Annotated in this window: 33 protein-coding genes; 30 read left to right on the forward strand and 3 right to left on the reverse strand. The window is 64.5% G+C overall.

The window, feature by feature from the left end; all coding sequences use genetic code 11:
• The first annotated feature begins 7 nt into the window (after positions 1–7).
• Positions 8–430, forward strand: a complete 423-nt coding sequence (locus MTP13_RS06970) for a hypothetical protein (RefSeq protein WP_243570342.1) — start codon at positions 8–10, stop codon at positions 428–430.
• Positions 431–549: 119 nt separating this feature from the next.
• On the opposite strand, the gene purF is transcribed toward MTP13_RS06970, so the two are convergent.
• Positions 550–2,007, reverse strand: a complete 1,458-nt coding sequence (gene purF, locus MTP13_RS06975) for an amidophosphoribosyltransferase (RefSeq protein ID WP_243570343.1) — start codon at positions 2,005–2,007, stop codon at positions 550–552.
• A gap of 143 nt (positions 2,008–2,150) precedes the next feature.
• Entirely contained in the window at positions 2,151–2,585 is a 435-nt protein-coding gene (locus tag MTP13_RS06980; RefSeq protein WP_243570344.1) for a PaaI family thioesterase, read from the reverse strand.
• Positions 2,586–3,359: 774 nt separating this feature from the next.
• On the opposite strand from MTP13_RS06980, the gene MTP13_RS06985 reads away from it, so the two are divergent.
• The gene (locus tag MTP13_RS06985; protein WP_243570345.1) at positions 3,360–3,974 is read left to right on the forward strand and encodes a hypothetical protein; all 615 of its coding nucleotides are present in this window, start codon (positions 3,360–3,362) and stop codon (positions 3,972–3,974) included.
• A 218-nt stretch (positions 3,975–4,192) separates the two neighbouring features.
• On the opposite strand, the gene MTP13_RS18280 is transcribed toward MTP13_RS06985, so the two are convergent.
• Positions 4,193–4,639, reverse strand: coding sequence for an endonuclease V (locus MTP13_RS18280; protein WP_424221966.1), 447 nt, complete (start codon positions 4,637–4,639; stop codon positions 4,193–4,195).
• A gap of 290 nt (positions 4,640–4,929) precedes the next feature.
• Here MTP13_RS18280 and MTP13_RS06990 point away from each other — a divergent pair, with 290 nt between their 5' ends.
• The 28 genes from MTP13_RS06990 (at position 4,930) to MTP13_RS07125 (ending at position 22,835) form a co-directional block, all read left to right on the forward strand.
• Positions 4,930–6,528, forward strand: coding sequence for an RHS repeat-associated core domain-containing protein (locus tag MTP13_RS06990; protein ID WP_243570346.1), 1,599 nt, complete (start codon positions 4,930–4,932; stop codon positions 6,526–6,528).
• Complete coding sequence (locus tag MTP13_RS06995) at positions 6,525–7,016, forward strand: hypothetical protein (protein ID WP_243570347.1); 492 nt, start codon at positions 6,525–6,527, stop codon at positions 7,014–7,016. The genes MTP13_RS06990 and MTP13_RS06995 overlap by 4 nt, the downstream gene beginning before the upstream one ends.
• Positions 7,013–7,627, forward strand: a complete 615-nt coding sequence (locus MTP13_RS07000; protein WP_243570348.1) for a hypothetical protein — start codon at positions 7,013–7,015, stop codon at positions 7,625–7,627. The genes MTP13_RS06995 and MTP13_RS07000 overlap by 4 nt, the downstream gene beginning before the upstream one ends.
• A gap of 42 nt (positions 7,628–7,669) precedes the next feature.
• Positions 7,670–8,149, forward strand: coding sequence for a hypothetical protein (locus MTP13_RS07005; protein WP_243570349.1), 480 nt, complete (start codon positions 7,670–7,672; stop codon positions 8,147–8,149).
• Positions 8,085–8,864, forward strand: a complete 780-nt coding sequence (locus tag MTP13_RS07010) for a hypothetical protein (protein ID WP_243570350.1) — start codon at positions 8,085–8,087, stop codon at positions 8,862–8,864. The genes MTP13_RS07005 and MTP13_RS07010 overlap by 65 nt, the downstream gene beginning before the upstream one ends.
• Before the next feature lie 99 nt (positions 8,865–8,963).
• On the forward strand, positions 8,964–9,653 hold the full coding sequence (locus tag MTP13_RS07015; RefSeq protein WP_243570351.1) for a hypothetical protein: 690 nt from the start codon (positions 8,964–8,966) through the stop codon (positions 9,651–9,653).
• 46 nt (positions 9,654–9,699) lie between these two features.
• Complete coding sequence (locus MTP13_RS07020) at positions 9,700–10,179, forward strand: hypothetical protein (protein WP_243570352.1); 480 nt, start codon at positions 9,700–9,702, stop codon at positions 10,177–10,179.
• A gap of 127 nt (positions 10,180–10,306) precedes the next feature.
• Complete coding sequence (locus MTP13_RS07025; RefSeq protein ID WP_243570353.1) at positions 10,307–10,642, forward strand: hypothetical protein; 336 nt, start codon at positions 10,307–10,309, stop codon at positions 10,640–10,642.
• 79 nt (positions 10,643–10,721) lie between these two features.
• Positions 10,722–11,276 carry a hypothetical protein gene (locus tag MTP13_RS07030; protein WP_243570354.1) on the forward strand — a complete coding sequence of 185 codons (555 nt, stop codon included), beginning with the start codon at positions 10,722–10,724 and terminating at the stop codon, positions 11,274–11,276.
• A 237-nt stretch (positions 11,277–11,513) separates the two neighbouring features.
• Positions 11,514–11,918 carry a hypothetical protein gene (locus tag MTP13_RS07035; protein ID WP_243570355.1) on the forward strand — a complete coding sequence of 135 codons (405 nt, stop codon included), beginning with the start codon at positions 11,514–11,516 and terminating at the stop codon, positions 11,916–11,918.
• 612 nt (positions 11,919–12,530) lie between these two features.
• The gene (locus MTP13_RS07040; RefSeq protein ID WP_243570356.1) at positions 12,531–12,980 is read left to right on the forward strand and encodes a hypothetical protein; all 450 of its coding nucleotides are present in this window, start codon (positions 12,531–12,533) and stop codon (positions 12,978–12,980) included.
• A 261-nt stretch (positions 12,981–13,241) separates the two neighbouring features.
• Complete coding sequence (locus MTP13_RS07045; protein ID WP_243570357.1) at positions 13,242–13,568, forward strand: hypothetical protein; 327 nt, start codon at positions 13,242–13,244, stop codon at positions 13,566–13,568.
• A 220-nt stretch (positions 13,569–13,788) separates the two neighbouring features.
• A complete protein-coding gene (locus tag MTP13_RS07050) occupies positions 13,789–14,040 on the forward strand; it encodes a hypothetical protein (protein WP_243570358.1) in 252 nt (83 codons plus the stop codon).
• A 4-nt stretch (positions 14,041–14,044) separates the two neighbouring features.
• On the forward strand, positions 14,045–14,275 hold the full coding sequence (locus MTP13_RS07055; protein ID WP_243570359.1) for a hypothetical protein: 231 nt from the start codon (positions 14,045–14,047) through the stop codon (positions 14,273–14,275).
• A 146-nt stretch (positions 14,276–14,421) separates the two neighbouring features.
• Positions 14,422–15,126, forward strand: coding sequence for an immunity 52 family protein (locus tag MTP13_RS07060; protein ID WP_243570360.1), 705 nt, complete (start codon positions 14,422–14,424; stop codon positions 15,124–15,126).
• A gap of 154 nt (positions 15,127–15,280) precedes the next feature.
• Positions 15,281–16,111 carry a hypothetical protein gene (locus MTP13_RS07065; protein ID WP_243570361.1) on the forward strand — a complete coding sequence of 277 codons (831 nt, stop codon included), beginning with the start codon at positions 15,281–15,283 and terminating at the stop codon, positions 16,109–16,111.
• Positions 16,108–16,518 (forward strand): hypothetical protein, encoded by a 411-nt coding sequence (locus tag MTP13_RS07070; RefSeq protein ID WP_243570362.1) that lies wholly within the window; start codon positions 16,108–16,110, stop codon positions 16,516–16,518. The genes MTP13_RS07065 and MTP13_RS07070 overlap by 4 nt, the downstream gene beginning before the upstream one ends.
• A 315-nt stretch (positions 16,519–16,833) precedes the next feature.
• Entirely contained in the window at positions 16,834–17,223 is a 390-nt protein-coding gene (locus MTP13_RS07075; protein WP_243570363.1) for a hypothetical protein, read from the forward strand.
• Positions 17,220–17,732, forward strand: coding sequence for a hypothetical protein (locus tag MTP13_RS07080; RefSeq protein WP_243570364.1), 513 nt, complete (start codon positions 17,220–17,222; stop codon positions 17,730–17,732). Before MTP13_RS07075 ends, MTP13_RS07080 begins: the two co-directional genes overlap by 4 nt.
• A complete protein-coding gene (locus tag MTP13_RS07085) occupies positions 17,729–18,193 on the forward strand; it encodes a hypothetical protein (protein ID WP_243570365.1) in 465 nt (154 codons plus the stop codon). The genes MTP13_RS07080 and MTP13_RS07085 overlap by 4 nt, the downstream gene beginning before the upstream one ends.
• Complete coding sequence (locus MTP13_RS07090) at positions 18,186–18,674, forward strand: barstar family protein (protein ID WP_243570366.1); 489 nt, start codon at positions 18,186–18,188, stop codon at positions 18,672–18,674. Before MTP13_RS07085 ends, MTP13_RS07090 begins: the two co-directional genes overlap by 8 nt.
• A complete protein-coding gene (locus MTP13_RS07095; protein WP_243570367.1) occupies positions 18,671–19,036 on the forward strand; it encodes a hypothetical protein in 366 nt (121 codons plus the stop codon). The genes MTP13_RS07090 and MTP13_RS07095 overlap by 4 nt, the downstream gene beginning before the upstream one ends.
• A gap of 130 nt (positions 19,037–19,166) precedes the next feature.
• The gene (locus tag MTP13_RS07100) at positions 19,167–19,607 is read left to right on the forward strand and encodes a hypothetical protein (protein ID WP_243570368.1); all 441 of its coding nucleotides are present in this window, start codon (positions 19,167–19,169) and stop codon (positions 19,605–19,607) included.
• Positions 19,608–19,636: 29 nt separating this feature from the next.
• Positions 19,637–20,311 (forward strand): hypothetical protein, encoded by a 675-nt coding sequence (locus tag MTP13_RS07105; RefSeq protein ID WP_243570369.1) that lies wholly within the window; start codon positions 19,637–19,639, stop codon positions 20,309–20,311.
• Positions 20,312–20,345: 34 nt separating this feature from the next.
• Entirely contained in the window at positions 20,346–20,786 is a 441-nt protein-coding gene (locus MTP13_RS07110; RefSeq protein ID WP_243570370.1) for a hypothetical protein, read from the forward strand.
• 80 nt (positions 20,787–20,866) lie between these two features.
• Positions 20,867–21,334, forward strand: a complete 468-nt coding sequence (locus MTP13_RS07115; protein ID WP_243570371.1) for a DUF7878 domain-containing protein — start codon at positions 20,867–20,869, stop codon at positions 21,332–21,334.
• Positions 21,331–22,185, forward strand: coding sequence for a hypothetical protein (locus MTP13_RS07120; RefSeq protein ID WP_243570372.1), 855 nt, complete (start codon positions 21,331–21,333; stop codon positions 22,183–22,185). Before MTP13_RS07115 ends, MTP13_RS07120 begins: the two co-directional genes overlap by 4 nt.
• Complete coding sequence (locus MTP13_RS07125; protein WP_243570373.1) at positions 22,182–22,835, forward strand: MafI2 family immunity protein; 654 nt, start codon at positions 22,182–22,184, stop codon at positions 22,833–22,835. Before MTP13_RS07120 ends, MTP13_RS07125 begins: the two co-directional genes overlap by 4 nt.
• The last annotated feature ends 33 nt before the right edge of the window (positions 22,836–22,868 follow it).

Here is a 22,868-nt window from a genome sequence, read left to right on the forward strand (position 1 = left end):
TGGAGGGGTGAGCACCGACGACCAGCCCGAGCCCGCCGCCGACCGGGGCGCGCAGCCGCACGCCGCCGACGAGGCATCCGCTCCCGTCGAGCCGGTCGCTCCCGTCGAGCCGGTCGTCGAGACCGAGACGAGCCGCGACGAGGTCGTCGTGCGCCGGGCGCCGCGCTACGGCGCGTTCCTGCTCGTCGGTGCGGTGGTCGGCGCGCTCGTCGCCCTCGTGCTCTCGCTCGCCTTCACGCCCGACCCCGACCGGGTCGCGCAGGACTTCACGTACGACCCGGGCCAGGTGTTCGGCTTCCTGCTGCTCGGTGGGGTCGCGATCGGTGCGGCGCTCGGCGCGCTCACCGCGCTCATCGTCGACCGCGCGCTCGCGCGCCGCACGAAGCGCGTCGTCGCCGAGCGCGACGAGACGCACCGCGTCGACGACTGACCCCGCCCCATCGAGGACTTGCCCGACTTTCATGAACGTCGGGCAACTGAGGTGCAGGTTCCGACTTGCCCGACTTTCATGAAAGTCGGGCAAGTCGAGAAGGAGGGGAGCGGGCCCGCTCAGCTGAGCTGCGTGCGCTCGACCCAGTCGAGGTACTCGGGCGTGACCGTGCCCGTGACGTATTCTCCCGTGAAGCACGAGAGGTCGAGCTCGGTGATCGAGGTGCCCTCGGTGATCGCGGCCTGCAGGTCGGCGACCTCCTGGAAGATCATGTGGTCGGCGCCCAGCTCGGCGGCGATCTCGGGGATCTTGCGGCCGTGCGCGATGAGCTCCTGACGACTCGGCATGTTGATGCCGTAGACGTGCGGGTACCGAACGGGCGGGGCCGCCGAGGTGAACGTCACCTTGTTGGCGCCGGCGTCGCGGGCCATCTGCACGATCTGCTGCGAGGTGGTGCCGCGCACGATCGAGTCGTCGACGATGAGGATGTTCTTGCCCTTGAACTCCGTGCCCATCGCGTTCAGCTTCTGCCGCACGGAGCGCTTGCGCTCGGCCTGCCCGGGCATGATGAAGGTGCGGCCGACGTAGCGGTTCTTGTAGAAGCCCTCGCGGTACTCGATGCCGAGCTTCTGCGCGACCTGCATCGCCGCGGGGCGCGAGGAGTCGGGGATCGGCATGACGACGTCGATGTCGCCGAGCGGCATGTGCGTCGCGACGGTGTCGGCGAGCCGGTTGCCCATGCGCAGCCGCGCCTCGTAGACGGAGATGCCGTTCATCACCGAGTCGGGGCGGGCGAGGTAGACGTACTCGAAGGAGCACGGCACGAGGCGCGGGTTCGTCGCGCACTGCCTCGAGACCATGGTGCCGTCGAGGGCGATGAAGATCGCCTCGCCGGGCTCGACGTCGCGCACGATCTCGTAGTCGCCGTTCTCGAGCACGAGGGACTCGCTCGCGACGATCCACTCCTCCTTGCCGGCGTCGGTGAGGCGGCGGCCGAGGATCAGCGGGCGGATGCCGAAGGGGTCGCGGAACGCGAGCAGCCCGTAGCCGGCGATCATCGAGATGACGGCGTAGGAGCCCTCGACGCGCTGGTGCACGGCTTCGACGGCGGCGAAGACCTGGTCGGGGTCGAGCTCGAGCCCGGTGATCTGGCTCTGCAGCTCGGTGGCGAGCACGTTCAGCAGCATCTCGGTGTCGCTCGTCGAGTTCACGTGTCGGCGGTCGATCGAGAACAGCTCGCGCGAGAGTTCGCGGGTGTTCGTGAGGTTGCCGTTGTGCACGAGCACGATGCCGTAGGGGGCGTTCACGTAGAAGGGCTGCGCCTCCTCTTCACGCTCGGCGGCGCCCTTCGTCGTGTACCGCACGTGCCCGAGGCCCATGTTGCCGATGAGCGAGCGCATGTCGCGGGTGCGGAAGCCCTCGCGCACCTGCCCGCGCGAGCGGACCATGTGGAACACGGGGCCGTCGGCGGTGGCGATGCCCGACGAGTCCTGGCCGCGGTGCTGCAGGAGCAGCAGGCTGTCGTAGATCTGCTGGTTGACCGGCTCGGTGGAGACGATGCCGACGATGCCGCACATGCGAGCGATGGCTCCTTGGGGTGGAAGGGGCGTCCGAGGTGGACCCGTCGATTCTCCCATACGCGCGGGCGAGCACGCCCCGCGCTGCTGGGTGCTCGGATGCGCAGGGCATCGCCGCCTGACCGCGCCCGCCGCGGGTCGGCTCAGTACTTCGACGGGACCGGCAGCACCGCCATGGTGCACCGCGAGATGCAGACCGGACGGCCCTGCTCGTCGGTGATGCGGATGTCCCAGACCTGGGTGGTGCGGCCGCGGGTGAGCGGTCGCGCCTCGCCGTAGACCCAGCCCTCGGCGACGGGGCGCACGTGGTTCGCATTGATCTCCATGCCGACGCAGTAGTACTGCTCGGGGTCGACGGTCATGCTGGCGCCCCAGCTCGCGAGCGTCTCGGCGAGGGCGACGGATGCCCCGCCGTGCAGCACTCCGCCGGGCTGGCGGGTGCGGCCGTCGACCGGCATGCGCCCCTTCAGCGAGTCCTCGGTGAGCTCGGTCATCTCGATGCCGAGGCTCGTGATGGCGGTGCCGTCGCTGCGGGAGTTGGCCCACTCGAGGGAGGGCTCGCCGAACCAGATGCTCATGCGTTCGAGTCTCGCACGGGCGTCCGGACCGTCGCCGCCATGTCTGATTCGGTCGGCCCGAGGGCACCTCGCTGAGGATACTGCGGAGAATCGCGCCCTCATCGCGGGAGCGAATGATCCTGCGTATCTGCGTTCATCAAAGGAACTATCTGATGGGACCATCCTTGAGAAGTACTTCCGGGTGCTTCCTGACGGGACCCAGTCGTGGGCTGAGGTCCGTGGCAACGAAATTACCAATGGAGGACTGAACCTTGAACCCTGGTAATACCGAAGACCTGATCACGACTCGAGAAGCGTTTCTCGCGATGACGGAGTTCATCTGGCGCTTTGAGCGTCGGGCTGGCGATGATCTCGCGACGCTTCTTGGGGACACGGAGTTGATGCCCAACGGTTGGCCGACCGACCCAGCTGCATGGGACGACTGGATGGAATGTGTGGCTCTCGTACATGCAGGGAGGCCACCGAGGCTTTAGTATCGGCGCGGTTCGCAGAATGATCCGCGACTGAAGTGAACTGGACTGCATTCTGGCCGGACCGAGGACGGCTACTTCCTTGACGCCAAGTCCGGAGACTGGAATGAGACGGATATCGCTCGAGAAAGGTTGAGCAGCTCGGTGAGGACGAGATCGCCGTTCTTTTGACGTTGGACGAACTGTTGACGTTGTGGGTGTTCACCCGGAGCGAGGTTACCGGCCGGGGTGGGCCTAGTGGACCGCTTCGCGAAGAACTTAACAAGGCCGGAATTGTTTGGAGAATGGCGGAATGAGAGGTGCGATGTCGGGGTACGTTGCGGAGGTTCCGGACGCGGCGAGTCCGCGTGAGCTTTCACGAGCCGAGGCGCGTCGTGCGTACAACGCGTTCCTTGAGTCACGTGCCGCGCGGGTGCAGATGCTGGGCGAGTTGGTCGGCCGGGATGGGGTCACTCTCGGTGGAAGCGATGCTGAGGTTCAGGCGCTGAACGATTGGTTCCTGTCGAATCTGCAGCCTGACCTTGAGCGGCCGGGGGAGCCGATGGTGGTTTGGTACTCGATCGCGCATGACATCGGTATCCACCTGGGTGAGGTGATGATTGCCAGGCATCCGAACTTGCGGTGGGAGTTCTTCACCTGGGGCAAGAAGAGCCGCCACTTTCAGCGCCCGGTGATCATGGGGTTCCGCACTGAGGACCCGAAATACCACACGAATATGGATCCGCCAGCGGCAGCGCAGGTGTACATGCGAAACGCTCTCGCGGAACGGGGTCACACCGTCCCGCAAGGCACGGTTGAAGTGCGGGGCGTTGTCATCGACCTCGATGCAGTCGAGCGGCGGCACCCCCCGCATGCTGACCCCACTGAGCTCGTGCAGTGGTTGGCCCTTGCTGCACGCAGAAATGGCGGCGATGCCTAGAAGCCGTAGAGGCTCATGATTCGGCTCGCTGAAGCGAAGAGTCGCCCGTTTGGATAGCCCGTGAGGGACTTTCGCTACTTGTCCGATGGGCGCGGGAACACGACGGGTGGGGGCGCGAAAATGCGATCGAGGTGATCGAAGTGCTCTCCCCATCGTTTGCTGACATGCTCCGCGCGGCCCTCGAAGGCTCGGCATAGTCGTAGCAGGGTCGGCGCTCGTCACGTGCAGCTTGTGCCTGGGCGTGTGGGAGAACCTCGTCCGCGTGCGAGGTCATCGGCTCTCGCTACCGCATTCGGGATGCGGTTCGTTCCGGTCATCTCTTTCACGATCCGCGCAGCGTTGGTATTCGAGAGCCCGGAAGCTGTGACGTAGAGGGGGCGCGTCGCGCTGCCACGGATCACCTCGGCGGCATGGGTGGCGGTGCGATACGGCGTTTTCGCGAGGCCGATGACCGGGATGCCCGTCGCGGCTGCGGCATGCGCACCTAGTCCGGGGCTGCCATCCGGATCGAGCGTGGCGTATCCATCGACAATGAGGATGTCCAGTTGCGGCGCGTTGGCGACGACCTCGAGGATGCATGGGAGTTCTCTCTTGAAGAGAGCTCCTCGCTCGTAGGGGCAGCGCGTGCGATGTCGGCGATGTGCTCCGACGATGGCTCTGAGCAGGTGAAATCGCTGTAGACGATGAGGGCTGCACGAGCGCCACCTGCGTCGAAGTAGTGGACGTCAACCACGCCGACACGTACTTTCATCGCGAGCCTCCTCATTGCGCGTCAGGTAGGCGCGTGGTGAACGTTGCGACCTAGTCGAATGTAGTCAGTCTGCGCGCACGCGACTCGCCCTTAGAGTTCTCCGGCGCAAGGTTGCGTCGAGGCATCCGTTCTCTGTCTCTCAGGTGCGACCGGTCGGCGGATCAGGTGGCCCCGGGGTTGGTGGGTGGGGCTGCGCCGTATTGGGTGGAGTACGAGTTCGATCCGGTGGGCAACCGGACGGGCAAGTCGGTGCATGCCACGGATGGCTCGTCGGGGGTGACGACGACGTCGTACGCGCACGGTGCCGGTGGTGCCGGGGTGCATGCGGTGACGGGTGCGTCGGTGTCGGTTGATGGTGGTGCCGGGGTGTCGTCGTCGTACGGGTACGACGGGGCGGGCCGGATGGTGTCGCGCACTGAGGCTGGGGTGTCGTCGCAGCTCGGCTGGGACGCGGAGTCCGAGCTGGTGTCGTTGCAGTCGGACGGGTCTGGTGCGTCGGGCGGGTCTGGGTCGTCGTTCGTGTATTCGGCGGATGGTGACCGGGTGGTGCGCTCGGATGCGTCGGGGGTGACGGTGTACCTGCCCGGTGGGCAGGAAGTGTCGATCAGCACGTCTGGTGCGGTGTCGGCGGCCCGGTATTACGGGTTCGGCGGGGCGACGGTCGCGGTGCGCGTGGGTCGTGGTCTTGCTGGGGTGTCGTCGTTGGTGTCGGATGCGCATGGCACGCCGGTCGCGTCGGTGCCGAACACGAAGCGGCCGGATACGACGAAGGTCGATCGGATGTATACGGATCCGTTCGGTGCGGCCCGTGGCGGGTCGGGTGCTGCGACGGTTCCGGGGGATCGGCAGTTCCTCGGGTTGACGCGTGATGGGTCGGGGTTGACGTTGCTCGGCGCCCGCTATTACGACGAGACGTTGGGCCGGTTCCTCAGCGTGGACCCGTTGCTGGATCTTTCGGATCCGCAGCAGTGGAACGGGTACGCGTACGCGAACAACAACCCGACGAGCATGAGCGACCCCAGTGGTTTGGCGCCGATCGGGAAGAACGACTACACCGCGGTGGATCGCAACGGGAACGAACGCACGATGGGCTCGGGCGTGCCACCACGCGGCACGGTTCTGGCGAAGCCATCCACCATCAAGCCCCCGGTGTCGGTTTCGTCGGCATCGGCCGGGGCATGGATCGCGGGCACCGCGGTCGCAGCGCAGATCGACTGGGGTCGAGTGCTCGGCAGCATTGGCACCGCTCTGACTGCGGCACTCAGTTCCATCTCATGGGCCGCGGTCGCTGCTGCCGGTAGCGGCGTCTCGATCCTCTCGATGAGCGGCGACTCGTCTGACTCACGCGCCAACGCGGAAGCCGCGAAGGATGCCGCAGCAAGTGACATCAGCACACCAGCCACCCCGCCGGACGATGACGACCCGTGCAATCTCTTTGAGTCGCTCGACTGCATAGGCAAGTCCGACAGCAAGATCGGCTTCCGAGAGGAGGCGGCGCCGTCAAGCCAAACAGGAATCCTGGAGGGCTCAAAGCTTGTCTCCGGACGGTTCCCGAGAAGCGCTGGACCAGGCGAGACCCTGGTGCGTCGCGGTGCCGACGGTCGTGTCACCAACTACCAGGTGTACGGAGCAGATGGCCTTCCCATCAAACGGGTCGATGTGACGGGAAGATCACATGGGGGCGTAGATACCCCTCATGTGGTGGAGTTCGAGCGGAACATCAATCCACATACTGGCGGACTATATATTAAGCCGGGTCCGGGCGTTCGACCCGCTACACCGGAGGAGCTGTTGGGGCTATGACTGAACCTGATGAGCTTGCGGACCTGCCGGTGTTCACTGCCTGGCGTTCGCAGTATGTGCCGCCTCTCGACGAGGTCTCGTACTTGGCCACGCACCTTGAGGTGACTTCCGCGGCGTTGTTCGCCAAGTTGATGACGCCGGAGTTCGTGGCGGTTCGCGGCTGCGTATTGGTGAAGGACCGCTTCTCACCGGAGCGGTTCGAGGAGTGGATGACCACAGCCCATGGATCGACGGTGGTCGTAGAGCGGGCGTTGAATCGCCTGTACCTGTGGGATGTGTTCGAGACGGCTTCCGAGGCCGAGGAACGCGCGCTGGTGAGACTTGCGGAGCGGATGGCGGTGAGCTGGAAGCTGCACGCCATGAATCAGTTTCCAGACCGGGAGTTTGAAGCCGAAGTCACCGATGACTACGGCCCGACGGTGGTGTTGTGGAGCACGAGCGGGCGGCGGTGTGCGGTGTCGGATCGTGTGGGCGAGGAGGTGGTGTGAAGGGCTACATTGTGGAGGTTCCGGACGCGGCGAGTCCGCGTGAGCTTTCACGGGCCGAGGCGCGTCGTGCGTACAACGCGTTCCTTGAGTCACGTGCCGCGCGGGTGCAGATGCTGGGCGAGTTGGTCGGCCGGGATGGGGTCACTCTCGGTGGAAGCGATGCTGAGGTTCAGGCGCTGAACGATTGGTTCCTGTCGAATCTGGAGCCTGACCTTGAGCGGTCGGGTGAGCCGATGGTGGTTTGGTACTCGATCGCGCATGACATCGGTATCCACCTGGGTGAGGTGATGATTGCCAGGCATCCGAACTTGCGGTGGGAGTTCTTCACCTGGGGCAAGAAGAGCCGCCACTTTCAGCGCCCGGTGATCATGGGGTTCCGCACTGAGGACCCGAAGTACCACACGAATATGGATCCGCCAGCGGCAGCGCAGGTGTACATGCGAAACGCTCTTGCGGAACGGGGTCACACCGTCCCGCAAGGCACGGTTGAAGTGCGGGGCGTTGTCATCGACCTCGATGCAGTCGAGCGGCGGCATCCCCCGCATGCTGACCCCACTGAGCTCGTGCAGTGGTTGACCATCGCTGCACGCAGAAACGGCGGCGATGCGTAGTCGTAGAGGCTCATGATTCGGCTCGCTGAAGTGAGGTAGACGGTGAAGGATCTTCTCGCGACTCTCGCCTTACTGCGCTTCGAGTTGTTGACGCCCAAGCAGATAGTCGACGCTGCAGCCATCGATTTGACGGGCGGTGGTTCGGCGCTGGATCTGGAGTTGGCTTCGCTCTATCCGGATGACTACGAGTGCGTTGAATCGCTGCTAGTCGAAGCACTGGATACGTCGGGCGAACCTCACTCCGATGACGACGTGTGGTGGGCCTTCGTCGGGGAAGTCGCCCGCCAGGTTGACCAAGGTGAGATGAACGTGGAGCGTGGTGGAAGGACGATTTTGCGTCATGCGAGGCTGACTCAGAATTCCGAGCAGTATGTTGCTGATCTGATCGGCCTTGAATCGGAATTGGACGACGGGGACGGCAGCAACCCAGAACCTCTCGAAGAGCTCGGCACCCTGCTTGGCGAACTACAAGCGAGAGCTGCGCGGCATCGAGCCCGCACAGGACGAGTTGGTGATTGCTGAGGGCGGAGCGGCTGAGCCTAACGAGACCGCCGAAGTGACTGAGAATTCTCCGGAGCACCTGCGACGGGCCGCTGAGAACTCGTTGGCGGCGTTTCGGAAGTACCGTGCTGCGGCGCCTGGCCTCTTTGTCGAGCTTGCTGAGGCGGGGCATCCGGTCGAGACGGTCAATGAGTTGTGGGATTCCGGGACGCCGGAGGTGTTGGACATCTTGCTGGAGTGGTTGCCGAAGGTGACCAATCCTGCGTTGAAGATGGACATTCTCGCGATGCTCGCGGCGAAGTGGGCGCGCCCGCGTGGGCCGCGAGCCGCGGCTGCAGAGTTGGATCGACTCACGCCGGAGGACTCGCCAGAGTTGGTCGAGGCGGTTCAGGCGACTGTCGGCTCGCTGATGTCGAGTGTCACGGACAAGTCGCTCTACCCGCGCATCCTCGAAGTTGCTGCGGATCCAAGCTGGGCCAACGATAGAGGCATGTACGTGCTTGCTCTGGGTCGCTATCCCGCCATGCGGGAGGAGTCCGCCCCAGTACTGTTCGAAGCCTTGGCGGAGGATGAAGACTATCTTGCGTCTCAGGCAGCAAGGGCGCTTATCAAGCTGGGGTACGGCGAGCAGGTGCTGCCGAGAGTGTTCGAGATGCAGGCGAACGGGTATCTCACCAAGGGAGAGGCGAACAAGCTGCTCCGAAAGGTGAGCGCTCAGAAGGAACGCGGCCGCTGAGGTCGGGACCGAGCGCGGGGGAATGATGCCATCACTGGTTGAGTACGGGCTCCTGGGCGGGCTTTTCGATTGGGTGAGCGAAGTCACCTGCTGTACATCGTGGTGAAAGAGCTTCGTATCGAGGAAGGTGCCGCCGCGGCCGACGTGGTGACGCGGGCACCGGGGAATGACATGGAGGGCATGGCGATGAGTGCAGTGTTCGGCGACGAGCATGCGTGGGACGCATGTCGGAAGCAGATCGAAGCGGTCGTGGACACTGGTGCCCATTTCCCGCAGTGGCCGTTCCGCGTTGACGCGGGCCAGGTTGCGGTGTTTGAGTACTCAATCGTGTTGAGCGACGTTATCGTTCCGGTCCTTGAATCACTTGTTGATCAGTACGAAGACGAAGAAGTACTCATGCTCGGTCTGGATCCCGACCTCGCCTACTACCGGGAATTTTTCGGCTTCGCGCCCGGGATGCGCCTCGCTGCCGACTCGGTCGGCCGTGGTTACCGCAAGGGCTTGAGCTGGGAACCGAACGGCAAAGCTATCGGGGCGCTCATGTTCTCTCTCAACGCCTTTGCCCTCGCAGGTTCGAGCGGTTCGTGGGGGTTCTTCGCGCAACGAGATTGGGACATCGCTATCTTGATGACCGCAGAGGATCGCGGCGACTGGAGCACGTCGGGCCCCAAGTGGTTTGCTCCAGATATCGAGTTGGATGAGATTCGACCACCAGCGGGATGGGGGATGCCCTTGAGCGACCTTGACAAGGCGGCGTTCGCGAACGCGATCCAGGACCACACGCGCTGATGGTGAGACGCAAACTCTCGATCGAGAACGGGTGGGGAGTTCCAAAATGATGCACGAGCAGCTTGCACGTTGGTTCGATGAAACTGTCGAGAGGATGCGCGTCTCCGGGAGCTTCTTCGAGACCGACCATGTAACTGCGATCGACGGGATCCCAGACTCCCCCGATATCAAGACCTTGGCAGCAGTTCTGACGCAGCTGGGGTCGCTGGCTCGCGGCCATGGTGAGGGAATCGTCCCGGTCTTGGTCGTGCCACTCGGTGTCTCCGAGGTGCTCGATCCCCACCCGCCCGAGCTGGCCGGGGTTGCTTTCGGAAGTAAACCTCCATCGTTCTATCTGATGGAGCCGCGGCAGTTCTCGCGGTGGTCCGATCGCGAGGAGTACCGGTCCCCATACCTCGCGCATCCCGGGGGGCTGTTGATCGAGTACGTCTGCGGAAGATCAATCCAGATGCGGGAGGAAGGATGGGAGTACAGCCGCGCGTTGTTCATGAGGACGACTTCCGACGGAATTTCGCGCTTTGACTAACTCGCAAACAGCGTTCCGGCGGCTGATGAACGGCCCGTCGACATGGACCAGGACACGCCGAGCAGTTGACTGACGTCTTTTTCATCAAGGGGATGCGAGCACCGAGTGTTGTCCCCCATAATCCGAAATGGAAGTCATGAAGTACCCCTCGCCTGAGGATCCCGCCCGAGCACCGGTGTGGGAGAACTATGTCATCGCGCAGGCGGTGGAAGCATCGCGAGGGCACATCCCGGAGCACACGCTCGCCTATGGGGTCGAAGTGGATGGGACGAGACTGCGACTGCGGTTTCAGCTCTCCGAAGTCACTGAAACGGACGACGAAGACATCGACGACATCGTCGGTGACTTCGAAGACTTGGTTGGCCCAGATGTCGAGGTGGATTTTCTACTCGAAGTCCTCGAATGGCGTCGGCTGTCGCCGCACGACGGCGTGTGCTGGGTCTACCTTTCGCGAGTTGACTGACGCCGTGCCTCATCTGCTGGCTATGGTTCATCCCATGACGGGACGGAACGAAAGGCCTGGGATCAGTGCCACGGATCTCATGACTGAACTTCAGAACGATCCGGAGTACCAAGGCAAGGTTCAGGCGGCTGAGGCAGAGTGGCAGGCGCGGGCTCGGCTGCTCCGTGAGGCGGAGCACCCGATCGTTGCAGACCTGCGCGAAGCAGGTGTCCAGGTCGACTCTGTCTGGGATCTGGTGAACACCTCGGAGCCGTATCCGGCTGCCCTGCCGGTGCTGATGGAGCATCTGGAGCGCGGCGGCTATCCCGAGCGCGTGATGGAGAGCTTGGGCCGAGCGTTGGCGGTGAAGCCCTCAGTGGCTTTCTGGACGCGGCTCAAGGAGCGCTGGCTTCATGCCAGGGATGCGGGCGAGGAAGAAGGCACGGCGGTCGCGCTGGCTGCCTGTGCGACGAAGGATCAACTCGACGACCTGATCGAGTTCTTGTCCGTCGAGGAACGCGGTCAGTCCCGGATCCACTTCATCCGGTCCATCCTCAAGGTGGGTGGGAACCACGGCCGGGAGGTCGTAGAAGCGCTCCGGAGCGACCCTACTTTCGGAAAGGAAGCAACTGCCCTGCTGAAGCGCCGAAAGTAGATCAGGTCGTGTTGGCTTCGCTCTATCCGGATGACTACGAGAGCGTCGATTCGTTGCTGGGCGAGGCGTTGGATGCGTCGGGCGAAGCTCACTCTGATGATGACGTGTGGACTGAATCTTGAAACCTCTCAGTAGCGCGGGAGAAGACGCAGGGCCAGAGTGGCGGTAGGCCCTCGTATGTGCAGAGGTACTTCGTCAGAGGAGCCGCCCGCGAGCTTGGAATCAGGAATGAGGGGTATGGACTTCGACGAACGGTTCCATGTGGTCATCGGCGACATCGGGCGACGATCTGCTGAGTCGTGCTGGGAACTGTTGGAAGACTGGCGAGCATTGGTCGACCAGATCGCAGCAGGATATGTTGACGGACTCTACGACTACGAGAATGAGCTCGTGGTTCGCGAGTGGCTTGAGCGCGCTCGTCAAGATGAGCCGCTCGCGACACTCGAAGGCTGGGAAGCGTTCTCGCGACAGTTGGAAGATTCAGACACTCGGCTGCGGGATGTACTTGAGAGCGGTGTACGCGTACGGGATGCCGGCCCTTGGTGGCGAGAGCGCCTGCCTCGTTCAGCGGGCCCGGAGTTCGTGGAGGATGCGCGAAGCGTCTTCGGAGTGCGCATTCAGCTCTCGCCAGAAGTGCCGTGATTGCCAGGTAGCACGCGATTGCAAAGGGGGAATTCGTGAGTTCAGGCGGAATGGAGACCCCCGAGCTCAGCGAGCTGGCGGGGCTTCCGATTGAATTGCGACGGGGCGGTGAACCCTGGGTGACGTCGGTCGTAGCTCGGTCCTCCAACGGTGACGAGGTCCGGTTCACGTGGGATGAGATCGCAGCTGCCGTCCATGTCCGATGGGATTCGGGAAGCTTGTGCCTCCTTACCCTCGAACGTGAGTCGATCGCGAAGGTGTCCGTGCGACAGCGGGGGGACGAGGTGTTGCTTGAGGCGGTAATGCGCGAAAGCGATCTTGAGGGGACAACGGTCGTCGTCGTCGGGGACCGCATCGCGGTGACAGATTCCGTCCTTCGGGTCTAGCTGATGCGTTGAGAAGGGCAGGCATCGAGTGGACGGTAGTGGAATGACGGTCGAAGGCCGTGGATATGCGCTCTGGCTACCTGGGCCGGTTCGCAGCGAGGAACTTCCGCGCGCTCAGGCTCGCGCGGCGTACGACGCATTCTTGGAATCTCGAGTGTCTCGCATCGAAATGCTGAGGGATCTTGTGGCTCGTGACGGGGTTGAGTTGAGCGATGACGATGGGCACGTGCAGGAGCTCAACGACTGGTTCCTCGCCGGGGTCGAGCCTGATTCTGAACGTCCCGGTCACCTCCCACCGTTCTGGTTCTCCGTTGCACACGACATTGCGGTCTTCTTGGGAGAGCTGGCCATTGCGCGGCACTCGAACTTGAGCTGGGAGTTCTTCGTCTGGGGCAAGAAGAATGTGGCGTACCAACGCCCTGTGATCATGGGGTTCGCTGGTGAGGACCCGAAGTATCGGACGAATGCTGATCCTGAGGCATCCGTTCTCTCCTACGCGCATGCAACGATCGCGGCTCGCGGTTCTCGGCGTGAGCACGGCACGGTGAACGTTCGGGGAGTGAGCCTCGACATTGATTCGTTGCTTGGCTCGCCCCGTCCTCCGCAGACGGATGAATTCGTACGGTGGTTGGCGATCATCGATCGTCGCAATGCCGAGCATCCTGGAGCCCGGTAGCTTCCAACGCGAGTGGTCTCTAGGGTGATGGCTATTCCGCTAGCAAGCGGTGGGTTCTCATCGGGGTGAGCGATATCGTGCATCTTGATTCGATCGTGAAGGGGCGTGAGCCAGGTGGGGCGATCGCGACCCGCGAAGGCTGGAAGCCACCGCAGTGTCCGGCCAGGTGGCTGGAATGATTGCGCGTCGCACGTCGCGAGGCGGTCAGTGCAAGGCGCACGAGCACCGGGCGTTGTCTCGCATGAATCCGAATTGGGAGCCATGAAGTATCCCACGCCTGAGGATCCCGCCCGAGCACCTGTCTGGGAGAACTATGCCGTGGCTCAGGCGGCGGCAGCCACGCTAGGACTCATCCCGGTGCATACCCTCGCGTATGGGGTCGAAGTGGATGGGACGAGACTGCGACTGAGGTTCCAGCTCTCCGAAGTCACCGAAACGGACTACGAAGACATCGACGACATAGTCGGCGACTTCGAAGACTTGGTTGGCCCAGACGTCGAGGTGGATTTCCTGCTCGAGGTTCTGGAATGGCGTCAGCTGTCGCCGCACGACGGTGTGCGTTGGGTCTACTTGTCGCGAGCTGACTGAGGCCGCGCCTAGTCAGGCATGGGCTGGCATGCGAGCGAGCTGCTCAACGGTGCGACTACTTTCGCGAGACGTCGGATGAGGAAGTTGGAATGAGACCGGCGCTTTCATGGCACGCATGAGGTGCGCATCGACTTCATCTCATCGAGGCGGCGGGTATCGCTGCCGATCGAGCGATCTGAGAATCTGGGGTCAAGCAGAACACCCGGTGGAGGAGCTAGGAATGAGACGAGTACAGCTTGGCTCGGCACCTGCGATTGCGGGGCAGCTCGGAGAGGACGAGGTCGCAGTCGCTCTGACGCTCGGCGAACTGTCGATGCTCGTGGGAGCGATCAGGGAAACGCTCGAGGCGGTGGAGCCGTGGGAGTTCCAGACACGGCTGGGATGGGAGAGAGGAGACCTGCGGGCCTTGCAGAGCCAGGTTCGTGGGCTGCTGTTGGCGGAGCGACAAGCTCGCGCGGATGGCGGTGAATGAGCTGATGTCACGCAAGATCTCGATCGAGCTCACCGAAGACGAGGTGCTCGTGCTCTTCGAGTGGCTGCACCGCGTCAACGAGCGCTCGCAGATCGGGTTTGAGGATCAAGCGGAGCAGCGGGCCGCGTGGAATCTAGAAACGATGCTGGAGTCCGCAAATCCGGCCCTCTTCGCGGGCGACTACTGGGAGCGCGTGCAGGCCGCACGTGATCGCATCAGGGACTCCGAGGGGTGATCCTGGCGCCCGCCGGTGTGGCACGGCAAAGGCGGTACGCCCATCACGGGATCAGTCGCAGAGGAATCGGCGGTGAAAGCGATCGAGCACCTCTTCATCGATGAAGAATCAGATCAATGTTGTCCATGTCCCGGCAAGGGAGAGACGTGTCAGTGGAGAGTTCATTCCTTGGTGCCTATTGGGGTGGGCGGGTGGAGTCGTCGGCGGAGATTGCCGAGCGTCTCGCTTCGTGCTTGGCCGGGATGGCGGGCCTGCATCCTGCCCTGAGAACCTGGTTCCAGCGTGGGGGGAGTAGGAAGTCGGCGAAGACGCCGATTGACGTGAGTGAAGCGTCCTTGACTGCGCTCCTTGAGCGCGGGCGGAACCGGGATGACGACGGTGCGATCATCGAGGATCTCGGGTTCTCTTTTGGGGCGTGGAACGGCACTCGCCCAGCGATTGGTCTCAGTCTTACTGCTGGTGCTGATCCGAGTACGCCGTCGGTCTTGAACAGCTTCGTGCTGAATCTTCCTGAGCTGGATGCGAGCTCAGCGGGGTTGTATTCGCTGGATGTGGGGCAAGCGCTGATGAAGGCGGTCGTGGAGGCGTGGGCTCCGAGCTGGGCCACCTGGGCGACGCACGAGCTGCACGTCGCGCAGTCGCCGGCTCCACGGGAACCGGCCATCGGGTGGTTGACGTACTTGCAGCGCGCGTCGGATGCGCCCGCGCTTGGCTTTGGTGAGCGCGTAGGTGAAGGCGTGCTCTTTGCGAGCGCGAATTCGATTGCAGACGTTGACGCTGCGGACGTTGTCGAGCTTCGTGCAAGGTTGCGGGCGCTCGGCATGTTGGCCCCGATCCCGTTCGTTCGCTAGGCCGCAATGCGGGGCATGAAGGCCGAGTATGCTCCAGACATCCCGGCTCCTGCGGGGCGCTTGCGGCTGGGATAGGACTTGTTGGCGGCCATCAGGGGGCCACAGCCCTTGGGCGGGTGAATCGACGAAGTGGGGACGTGGCAGGGATGATCCCGTGACAACGCGAGCGTTCGTATCCGCGTTCCGGGACGCCCTGACCCGGCTCGCGTCTCCTCCTGCTGATCAGATGAGGTACCTGACAGCACTCGGCACAGCGGACCTGCTCGATGAGCTTGCTCTCGAGTTCGATGGCTACTTCGTTCCCCTGGCTGGCGAACTGCGCCGGAGAGCTCCGCGCTGCGAGTCTCTGTGCCGGCGCCTTGACGGCATGCTGGACTCTGACACGCTCGGGTGGCGGTTCGATGATCTCGGCAGCGATGAGTGGAGTGAGATCCGGTCCGTCGCGGTGGAGGCGGTCGTGGCCTTTGACGAGGCATACGGCGGAGCTCGCATGGACCGCTTCGATGACGCGGTGTCGTGGGGGTCGGCGACGCGGACGCTGAGCCTGTTCACGTTCTGGCCCCGGAGCGCCGGCGGAGCTGTGCCCGCCATCCGGTTCGCTCCGCAGCCCGATAGTGTGCGGACGTACGAGCTGGAGGACCTGGAGTCCTTCTACCCGGAGTTCGTGTGCTTCGAGTACGACCTGAGGTTCAGCGAGCTCCCTGACGAGGTGGAGGACGCCCTGGGCGCGTATCTCTCGCAGGCCGTCGGCGCTGGCGCCGTGATCGCGTGGTTCGGCTACGAGGGCACCTTCCACTTCGCCAACATCCTGACCCGCAGTGGCGCGCGCGACATCTACGGCGTCGCCGACGCCAGCGGGGCGGAGCTGCGGGTGAATGAGACGAGGCGCAGTCCCGCCGAGTGGGCTGACGTCATCGAGTCGTTCGCGTTCCGGGCATTCGGGGCGCGACCAGGCGGCGGGCGGTACTTGAAGTGGGGCGAATGAGCGCGGGCGAGACGGCCGACTACTCGGGCATCCCTGGCCTGGAGGATCTCTCCTTCGAAGAAAGCTGGGTGCTGGAGATCGTTCGGCACGCCGACCGGATCGTGTTCCGCGTCGATGCGGTGCTGACGGAGTCGCATCCCGAGTTCGCACCGCCCCGGCCGGGCGAACAGTACTGCTACCGGCGCGGCGAGCTCGTGTTCGATTCGATCCGAACGCTGCGCTGGGAGGCTGATGGCCTGGTGCGTGCCGGCATCGACCCGTCGGGCGAAACGGACCTCGGCTCCATCGACTCCTTCGTGAAGGTGGGCGAAACGTACGTCGTCGTCGGCGACTTCGGCACACTCACGATCGAGTCGGAGGCGCCCGTCTTCTTGATCGACCCCCTGAGGGAGAGCGCTGAGCGATGACTGCATCAAGGATGAATCGAATCGCGCTGCTGGACGCGGCGTCGGCTGCATCGCGGGCGACGGATCGGTGGGTTGGCGGGCTGAGCTACTGGCCGGGGAGCCAGCCCGACGCCTATGTGGCCGTCTCAGTCGGCGATACCGAGATCAGCGCGTCGAGCTGGAGCGGACACCGGGTTGTGTTGGATGCTGAGACGGGGCGGATTCTCCGCTCCGATTTCGTGAAGTAGGGGCCGAGGGGCAGATGGCGAACAGGACTCGATGATCGTCAGGTCGCTGGGCTGGTCGCCGTTCCTCGCGTACACGTTCTTGGGTGGCGTGATCGCCGGCACGAGCGTGCTGGCCGTGATCATCGTGGAGGCGGTGCGGAACCCGGTCATGCTCTTCTGGGCGATCTTCGTCGGCGTCGCGTACTTCGGCGTCCTTCTGTCGGTGTTGATGCTGGTCGGATCGATCATGATCGCTTGCCGACGGCTCGCTTCGATCGATCGGATGCCGTCGATCTGGCTCGGCGTCATCGGAGGCCTCCTCGGAGGACCGGTCGTGGCCTTGGCCATCTGGTGGCCGATCACCTTCGAACTCCCGCCGATCTGGTTCTTGTCGCTCATCACGGTGAGCGTCGGGATCGCGTACTGGCGGTATGTGACCGCCTACGAACGAGCGCAGCAGTCGTACGCAGAGCTGATGCCGAAGGGTGATCCCGAATGACGAAGCAGTACCTGGCCCGATGGTTCGATGATCGCGTCCGAGAAATGCAGGTGGCCGGGAGCTACTTCGCGACGAACCACATCGATGAGATCGCCGGGTTTCCCGAGAAACTCGACCTGAAATCGCTAGCGGCTGAGCTTGTCGAACTGGGTGCATTGGCTCACCGCCATGGCGCCGGGATCGTTCCGGTTCTGATCATTCCGCTGGGTATATCTGATGCGCTCGACGTGAACCCGCCGGAGCTGACGAAGGTGTCGTTCGGGACGGAGCCGCCCTCGTTTTATCTCATGGAGCCGCGCTACTTCTCGAGTTGGTCCGATCGTGAGGAGTACCGCTCGCCGTACCGCGTGCATCCTCGGGGACCGATCCTGGTCGAGTACGTCTGCGGGCGATCCATGCAGATGCGGGAGCAAGGCTGGGAGTACGACCGGATGTTGTTCCTGAGGACCACCACCGATGGGATCTCTCTCCAGGGTCCGTGGAAGAACCAGCCGAGGGGCCCGCAATGACCGGTGTGTCCAGGCGAACTCGTCTCTGGGCGCTCGCTTGGGTTGCTCTGGTTGTCGTCATCTTCGTTGCCGCCGTTGCCGGTATCGCGAGCACGGTGAGCCGACTGCAGCAGCCGCTATCCGTCGAGGAGGCGACCGGGACTTGGGTCAGCGAGTCTGGAAATGCTCGAATAGTGCTGCTGCCGGACGGCGAGGCAGAGGTCCATAACCTGGAACTTCGGCACTGGAATCCACCAGAGGGCACCACGGTGCCAACCGTAAGCGGGAGTGGAGAGTGGTGGATCAGCCCACCGACCCCGCAGGAACTCAGCTTGCAGATCGGGGGAACGACCGGGCCGCTCGCGCAGGTGGTCTCGACACGGAACATCTGGGGAGAGCTGGGGCTGGCAACGATCGGGAACCTCGACACCGGCGAGGATGGCCAGTGGTTCCGTCGTGAGGAGGGCCGAGCCGATGATTGAGGTCGAGTCGCTTACCAGAATCGAGACAACCCTTCGCCCGTTGGCATTCGTCGGAAGCGATGGTGAGATCGCTTCGGCGGCCGCCGAGTGGGCTCAGCATGGCATGACCGTTCGAACAGTGCGTGGTCGCAAGATGCGCACCATTCCGCGCCTGTTCGACGAGTTCGCCGCGGCGCTACAGTTCCCGTCCTACTTCGGCGAAAACCGGGATGCCTTCGACGAGTGCCTCGCTGATCTCGAAGGTCTGGCCCTGGGAGCAGGATTGGTGATCGTGGTGCTGCAACCTGATCAGCTCCTCGCCGATGAGGCAGAGGGCGAGCTGTTCTGGTTCGTTCAGTCACTCACCTCAGCGGCACGAGCGTGGTCATCGGCGATCGAGCGGGGCGAGTGGTGGGACCGGCCGGCCGCGCCGTTCCACGTCGTGCTGGCGGGCGACGCCGGGCAAGTGTCGAGCGCGTTGCAATCGTTGGAACTCACGTGAACCAGATCTTGGGGTTCCTCGTCACTCACCTGAGCTGGATCTGGTCCGATGCTCGGTATCGGATTGCCGGTTTCCAGGTCTCGACTTCGAACGGTGGCGATGCCCTGCTCGTCATCGAGTCGGCGACGCTTCGGATGCAGCTGATCCGTGATCGCGGGTACTGTTCCTCGATCTCCAGCCCGCCCATGATGACGCGCAGTGGTATTCGCTCTCGCTCGTGCGCCGGATGCTGCTCGGGCGTCGGGAGACGTCAGCAGTGCTCGACGCCGGCTATGCACGGTTTCTCGAAGAGCATCTTCCTGAAATCGAAAAACGCTTCGGCCGAGACGTGTGCCAAGAGACTGAGCGGACGCGGTTGGTGAGGCAGTGACCGTCGTGTCGTCCGCGGAGATGATCGCGCAGACGAGCCGCTCATGCTTGAATCGAGCGTGCGAGGAACGGAGAGTGCTCTTCGCTTGATCCCGGTGATCCGGTGATCCCAAAGGAGGGTTCATGAGCGGTCGCCGCGAACGGCGGAGTTGGCGGGAGCGCCATCCGAATGTGCAGCTGCCGTGGCAGGCCGAGGGCTGGTACACCGACGAAGTCAGGGCGGCGGAGGATCCGGCGATCGAGGCGGTCGTCCAGGCATCCCGGCGCGGGCGCATCGATCCTCGCGGCAGCCGCTCGCTTCACCCGCGCGCGATGATTCACAGTCCCTACCTTGCGCTCCTGTATGTGGCAGCGGTTCTTGCGGGCGGCCTGTTCCTCATCGTCACCGTGCCGGATGCAACGTTCGCGTGGTGGATGGCCGGCTTCATGTGGTTCTTCGGGCTCATGGGGCTGGCCATCGCGGTCTGGCGCATCCCGGGCTGGCACCGGGCCCGTGCCGCCGTGCGTCGTCACATCGCCGAGCACGGCGGCGAGATGCCGGAGAACCTGCAGTGGTACAGCTAGGGCGGCCGGCTCACGGAGTGAAGGCACCGATGACGGATCGCGCGAAGCGGCGGCGGCCGCTGGCACGCGCGCTGCGGCTCGCGGCCTGGACGGCCGCCGTCTCGTTCGGCCTCCTGCTCGCGCTCGTGGTCGCGGCGATCCTGCTGACCGGATTCTCCGAGTCGGCATCGCGAGGGTGGGAACGGGTCGGCGCCCTCGGCATCGCCCTGCTCGCGATCCTGACATTCTGGGTCCTCCTGGCGCTGGCGTTCGAAGCGCCGAAGGTGCTCGCGTGGAAGCGGATGCAGCGACAGACCACCGATCCCGTGTATCTCGTGCGTCGACCGCTCGACCTTCCCGACCGGCTCACCGCGCTCCTTCGGAGCTCGCTCCCAGCCCCAGGCTGGGAGGAGTTCTTCATCGCCGTTCTCGCGGATGCGCGGTTGGAGGTCCGGCGGGCGCGGGGGAAGGCGGAACTCCTGGCGTCCGTCGAATGGATCGAGCTGGAGGGCGCCGACCTCCGCGCGGAGGAGTCGTACGTCGGCCGCGTCGACACGATCTCCTGCGCGAGTCGGGAGACCGGTGAGGTCATCGTCCTTCCGCTTCGGGCGCGCCCGCTCGGAACTTCGAGGATGCGCAGGCCGCAGCTCATCAAGGTGCTCGACCAGTTCGAGCGCCGCATCGCTGCGTCTGCACCCGAGCGCCAGCCGAACGAGGCGCGATGAACGCGCCGGAGGGCTTCGCGACGGACTCCGCCGCATGACGGAGGACACCGGATCGAAGGGCAGCCGCATGAACGCGCCGTGGTCGTCGAAGGGCTGGTACGGAACGCAGCAGCGCGCAGCGAGGGACCCCGAACTCGAACGGCTGATCGCGGCAGAGGGTCGCGGCCGGATCAACCCGAAGGGCCACGAGCAGGACCGGCCGATCTTCGCCGTCAGCCCGGCGATGCACAATCCGTACCTGAACGTGGTGCTCGGTGCGGTCATCGCCTGGGTCGGCTGCTTCCTGTTCGAGCAGATGATGCCCGAACTGGTTCCGGCGCTCGCGCTCGGCGGTCTGTTCTGGTTCGGGGCGGCGTTCATCATGGTGTTCTCGCTCGTGCGAGCCCCGTCCTGGCATCGGGCGCGGAGGGTTGCCAAGCGGTACCTGCGCGACCACCCGGGCGAGCTGCCGCCGGAGCTGCGGTGGTACAACTGATCCCCGCGCCGACCGCTACGCTCCAGGAACGGGCAGGGTCAGCCGTTCGGCCGAGCGCCCGCGACTGCCCTGGGGGAACGATGCGGTTGCACATCACCGTCGACCGGCTGGATGCCGCGGAGCTGCGCGGTGCCACCCAGGCAGACTTCCTCATCGCGGTCGACGGCACCCTGCGGATCGCGTCGGACGACGCCATCCTGTTCGAAGAGCCGACCTTCCCCGTCGTCGAGCTCGCCTGGCTCCTCTCCTCGTGGCGCGCAACGCCTCGCGCCAGCTTCCAGTTCGACTCGATGTCGCTCGAGGAGGTGGACACGGTGGAGATCACGCCGTCCTCGGCCGGCTGGACGGTCGCCTCCTGCTATCGCCCTGGCTCCGTCCTCGGCCCATTCGACTGGGCAGAGGTGGATGCCGGCATCCGCGCGTTCGTCGCCGACGTCGAACGACAACTGCGGGCGCTCGGCCTCGACCCTGCTGTCGTGCTGCAACCCCGGCGGAACGGGTGGCGGCGACCGGCCGTGAGCAAAACCGGCGGGAGGCGTGAATCATGACTCGGGGAGCCGCTGGCGGTCCGGCGCCGGATTTCGAGGCCGCGCTGACCGAAGCGATCTCTTCGGTGTTGTGGGCGGCCGAGCGCTACCCCGGGGTCAACTCATATGAGAATCGGCTTCTCGATCTCCTCGAATTGCTCCAGTCAGGCCTGCTCGAGCGTTCGGTCGCGGTTCAGTCGTTTGTAGCCCTGCTCGAGGAGTGGCCGCTTGGCGCGCTCGAGATCCTCGAGTACACGATGCGTGAACTCCGGTGGCCGGAGATTCGGGAAGCGCTTGTGGAGCACGCGAGGACCGCCCCCGACTTCCGTACGCGGGAGCAGGCGGAGCGCGCACTCCTGGTGTACGAGGAAATCTGGAGCGACGGCGACGTCTACGTTCGCTATCGTCCGGCGGAGGCTCAACAGCGCGTCGGCCACGTACGGTTCGTCCACCTTCAGCATCAGTATGCGCTTCGGAACGTTGGGACGGCCGGCGACGTCCGGACGAGCGAACTCAGGGTTGAGCTGGCCGGCGCGGCATCCTGGTCGGTGCCGATCTCCGGATGGCGTGGGCTCTCCTTCGGCGCGAGCGATGTCGGGTACGCGTGGTCCGCCCGCGAGCTCCTGGCGCTGCCGGCGCACGCCGACGACGAGCTCGGCGTCGTTCACGTGGATGAGGACATCGCGACCGTGTTTCGCCTCGACGGGGGCTGGCTCATCGTGTGCGACTCTTCAGTCCGGCGCTACCTCGGGGATACACAGGTGGAGCGGATCGACTTCGAAGGCGTCGCGCTCAACGCCCGGCTGAGCGCGGGCGAGATCACGATCGATCTGGTCAGCGGCGGCTCAGCACACGTCAGGATGCATCCATGACGCTCGGCACGAGCGGGCGGGAGGGGCGTCCGCCGATCAGAGTCTCGGTGCTGCTGTCGATGCAGCGGGCGCTCCGGGGGCTGGTGACGCCGGGGCTCCGCGCAGTGGCGGTTCGCTGGGACGGCGGATCGATCGCGGGCCGGTTCCTCTTCGAGCACGACCCGGGCGAGGAGGACCGGGCGGATGTCTCCCTCGCGGAGCGCCGCGTCGTCGCCGACTTCACGTCGGAGTACGCGGTGCAGATCGCCGCGATCTGGATTCCACGCCCGATGGCCCTCATCTTGAACGAGGGGGAGGAATGGGTGTACCTCCGCAAGGAGTGGACCTTCGACGAACTCATCGTCGAGGAGATCGTCTCGGACTTCCGCGAGGAGCTCAAGGACGACTACGTCGAGCTCTGGGCGTTGCCGTGGAGGACCCGGCGAGCGTTTCCGGGCGTCTCCGACGAGCGGGTGCGCGAGCTGGGTGCCGTCATCCTGAAGGCGCTGTTGACGGATGCCGTGATGGGCAACCTCGACGGCAACACCGGTCGGTTTCATCCGTGGTCTGTCGACGGCTTCGAGGTCGCCATGTCCGCGTGGCGGGCGCTCGACCGCGACCCGAACATGGGAGACATCGGCTGGATCGCTGCGCTTCCGCTCGACGACTGACCGAACGCGCTGGCCGCGGGCGCGCTCCGCGCC

The organism is Agromyces soli (assembly GCF_022811605.1).
Classification (GTDB): domain Bacteria; phylum Actinomycetota; class Actinomycetes; order Actinomycetales; family Microbacteriaceae; genus Agromyces; species Agromyces soli.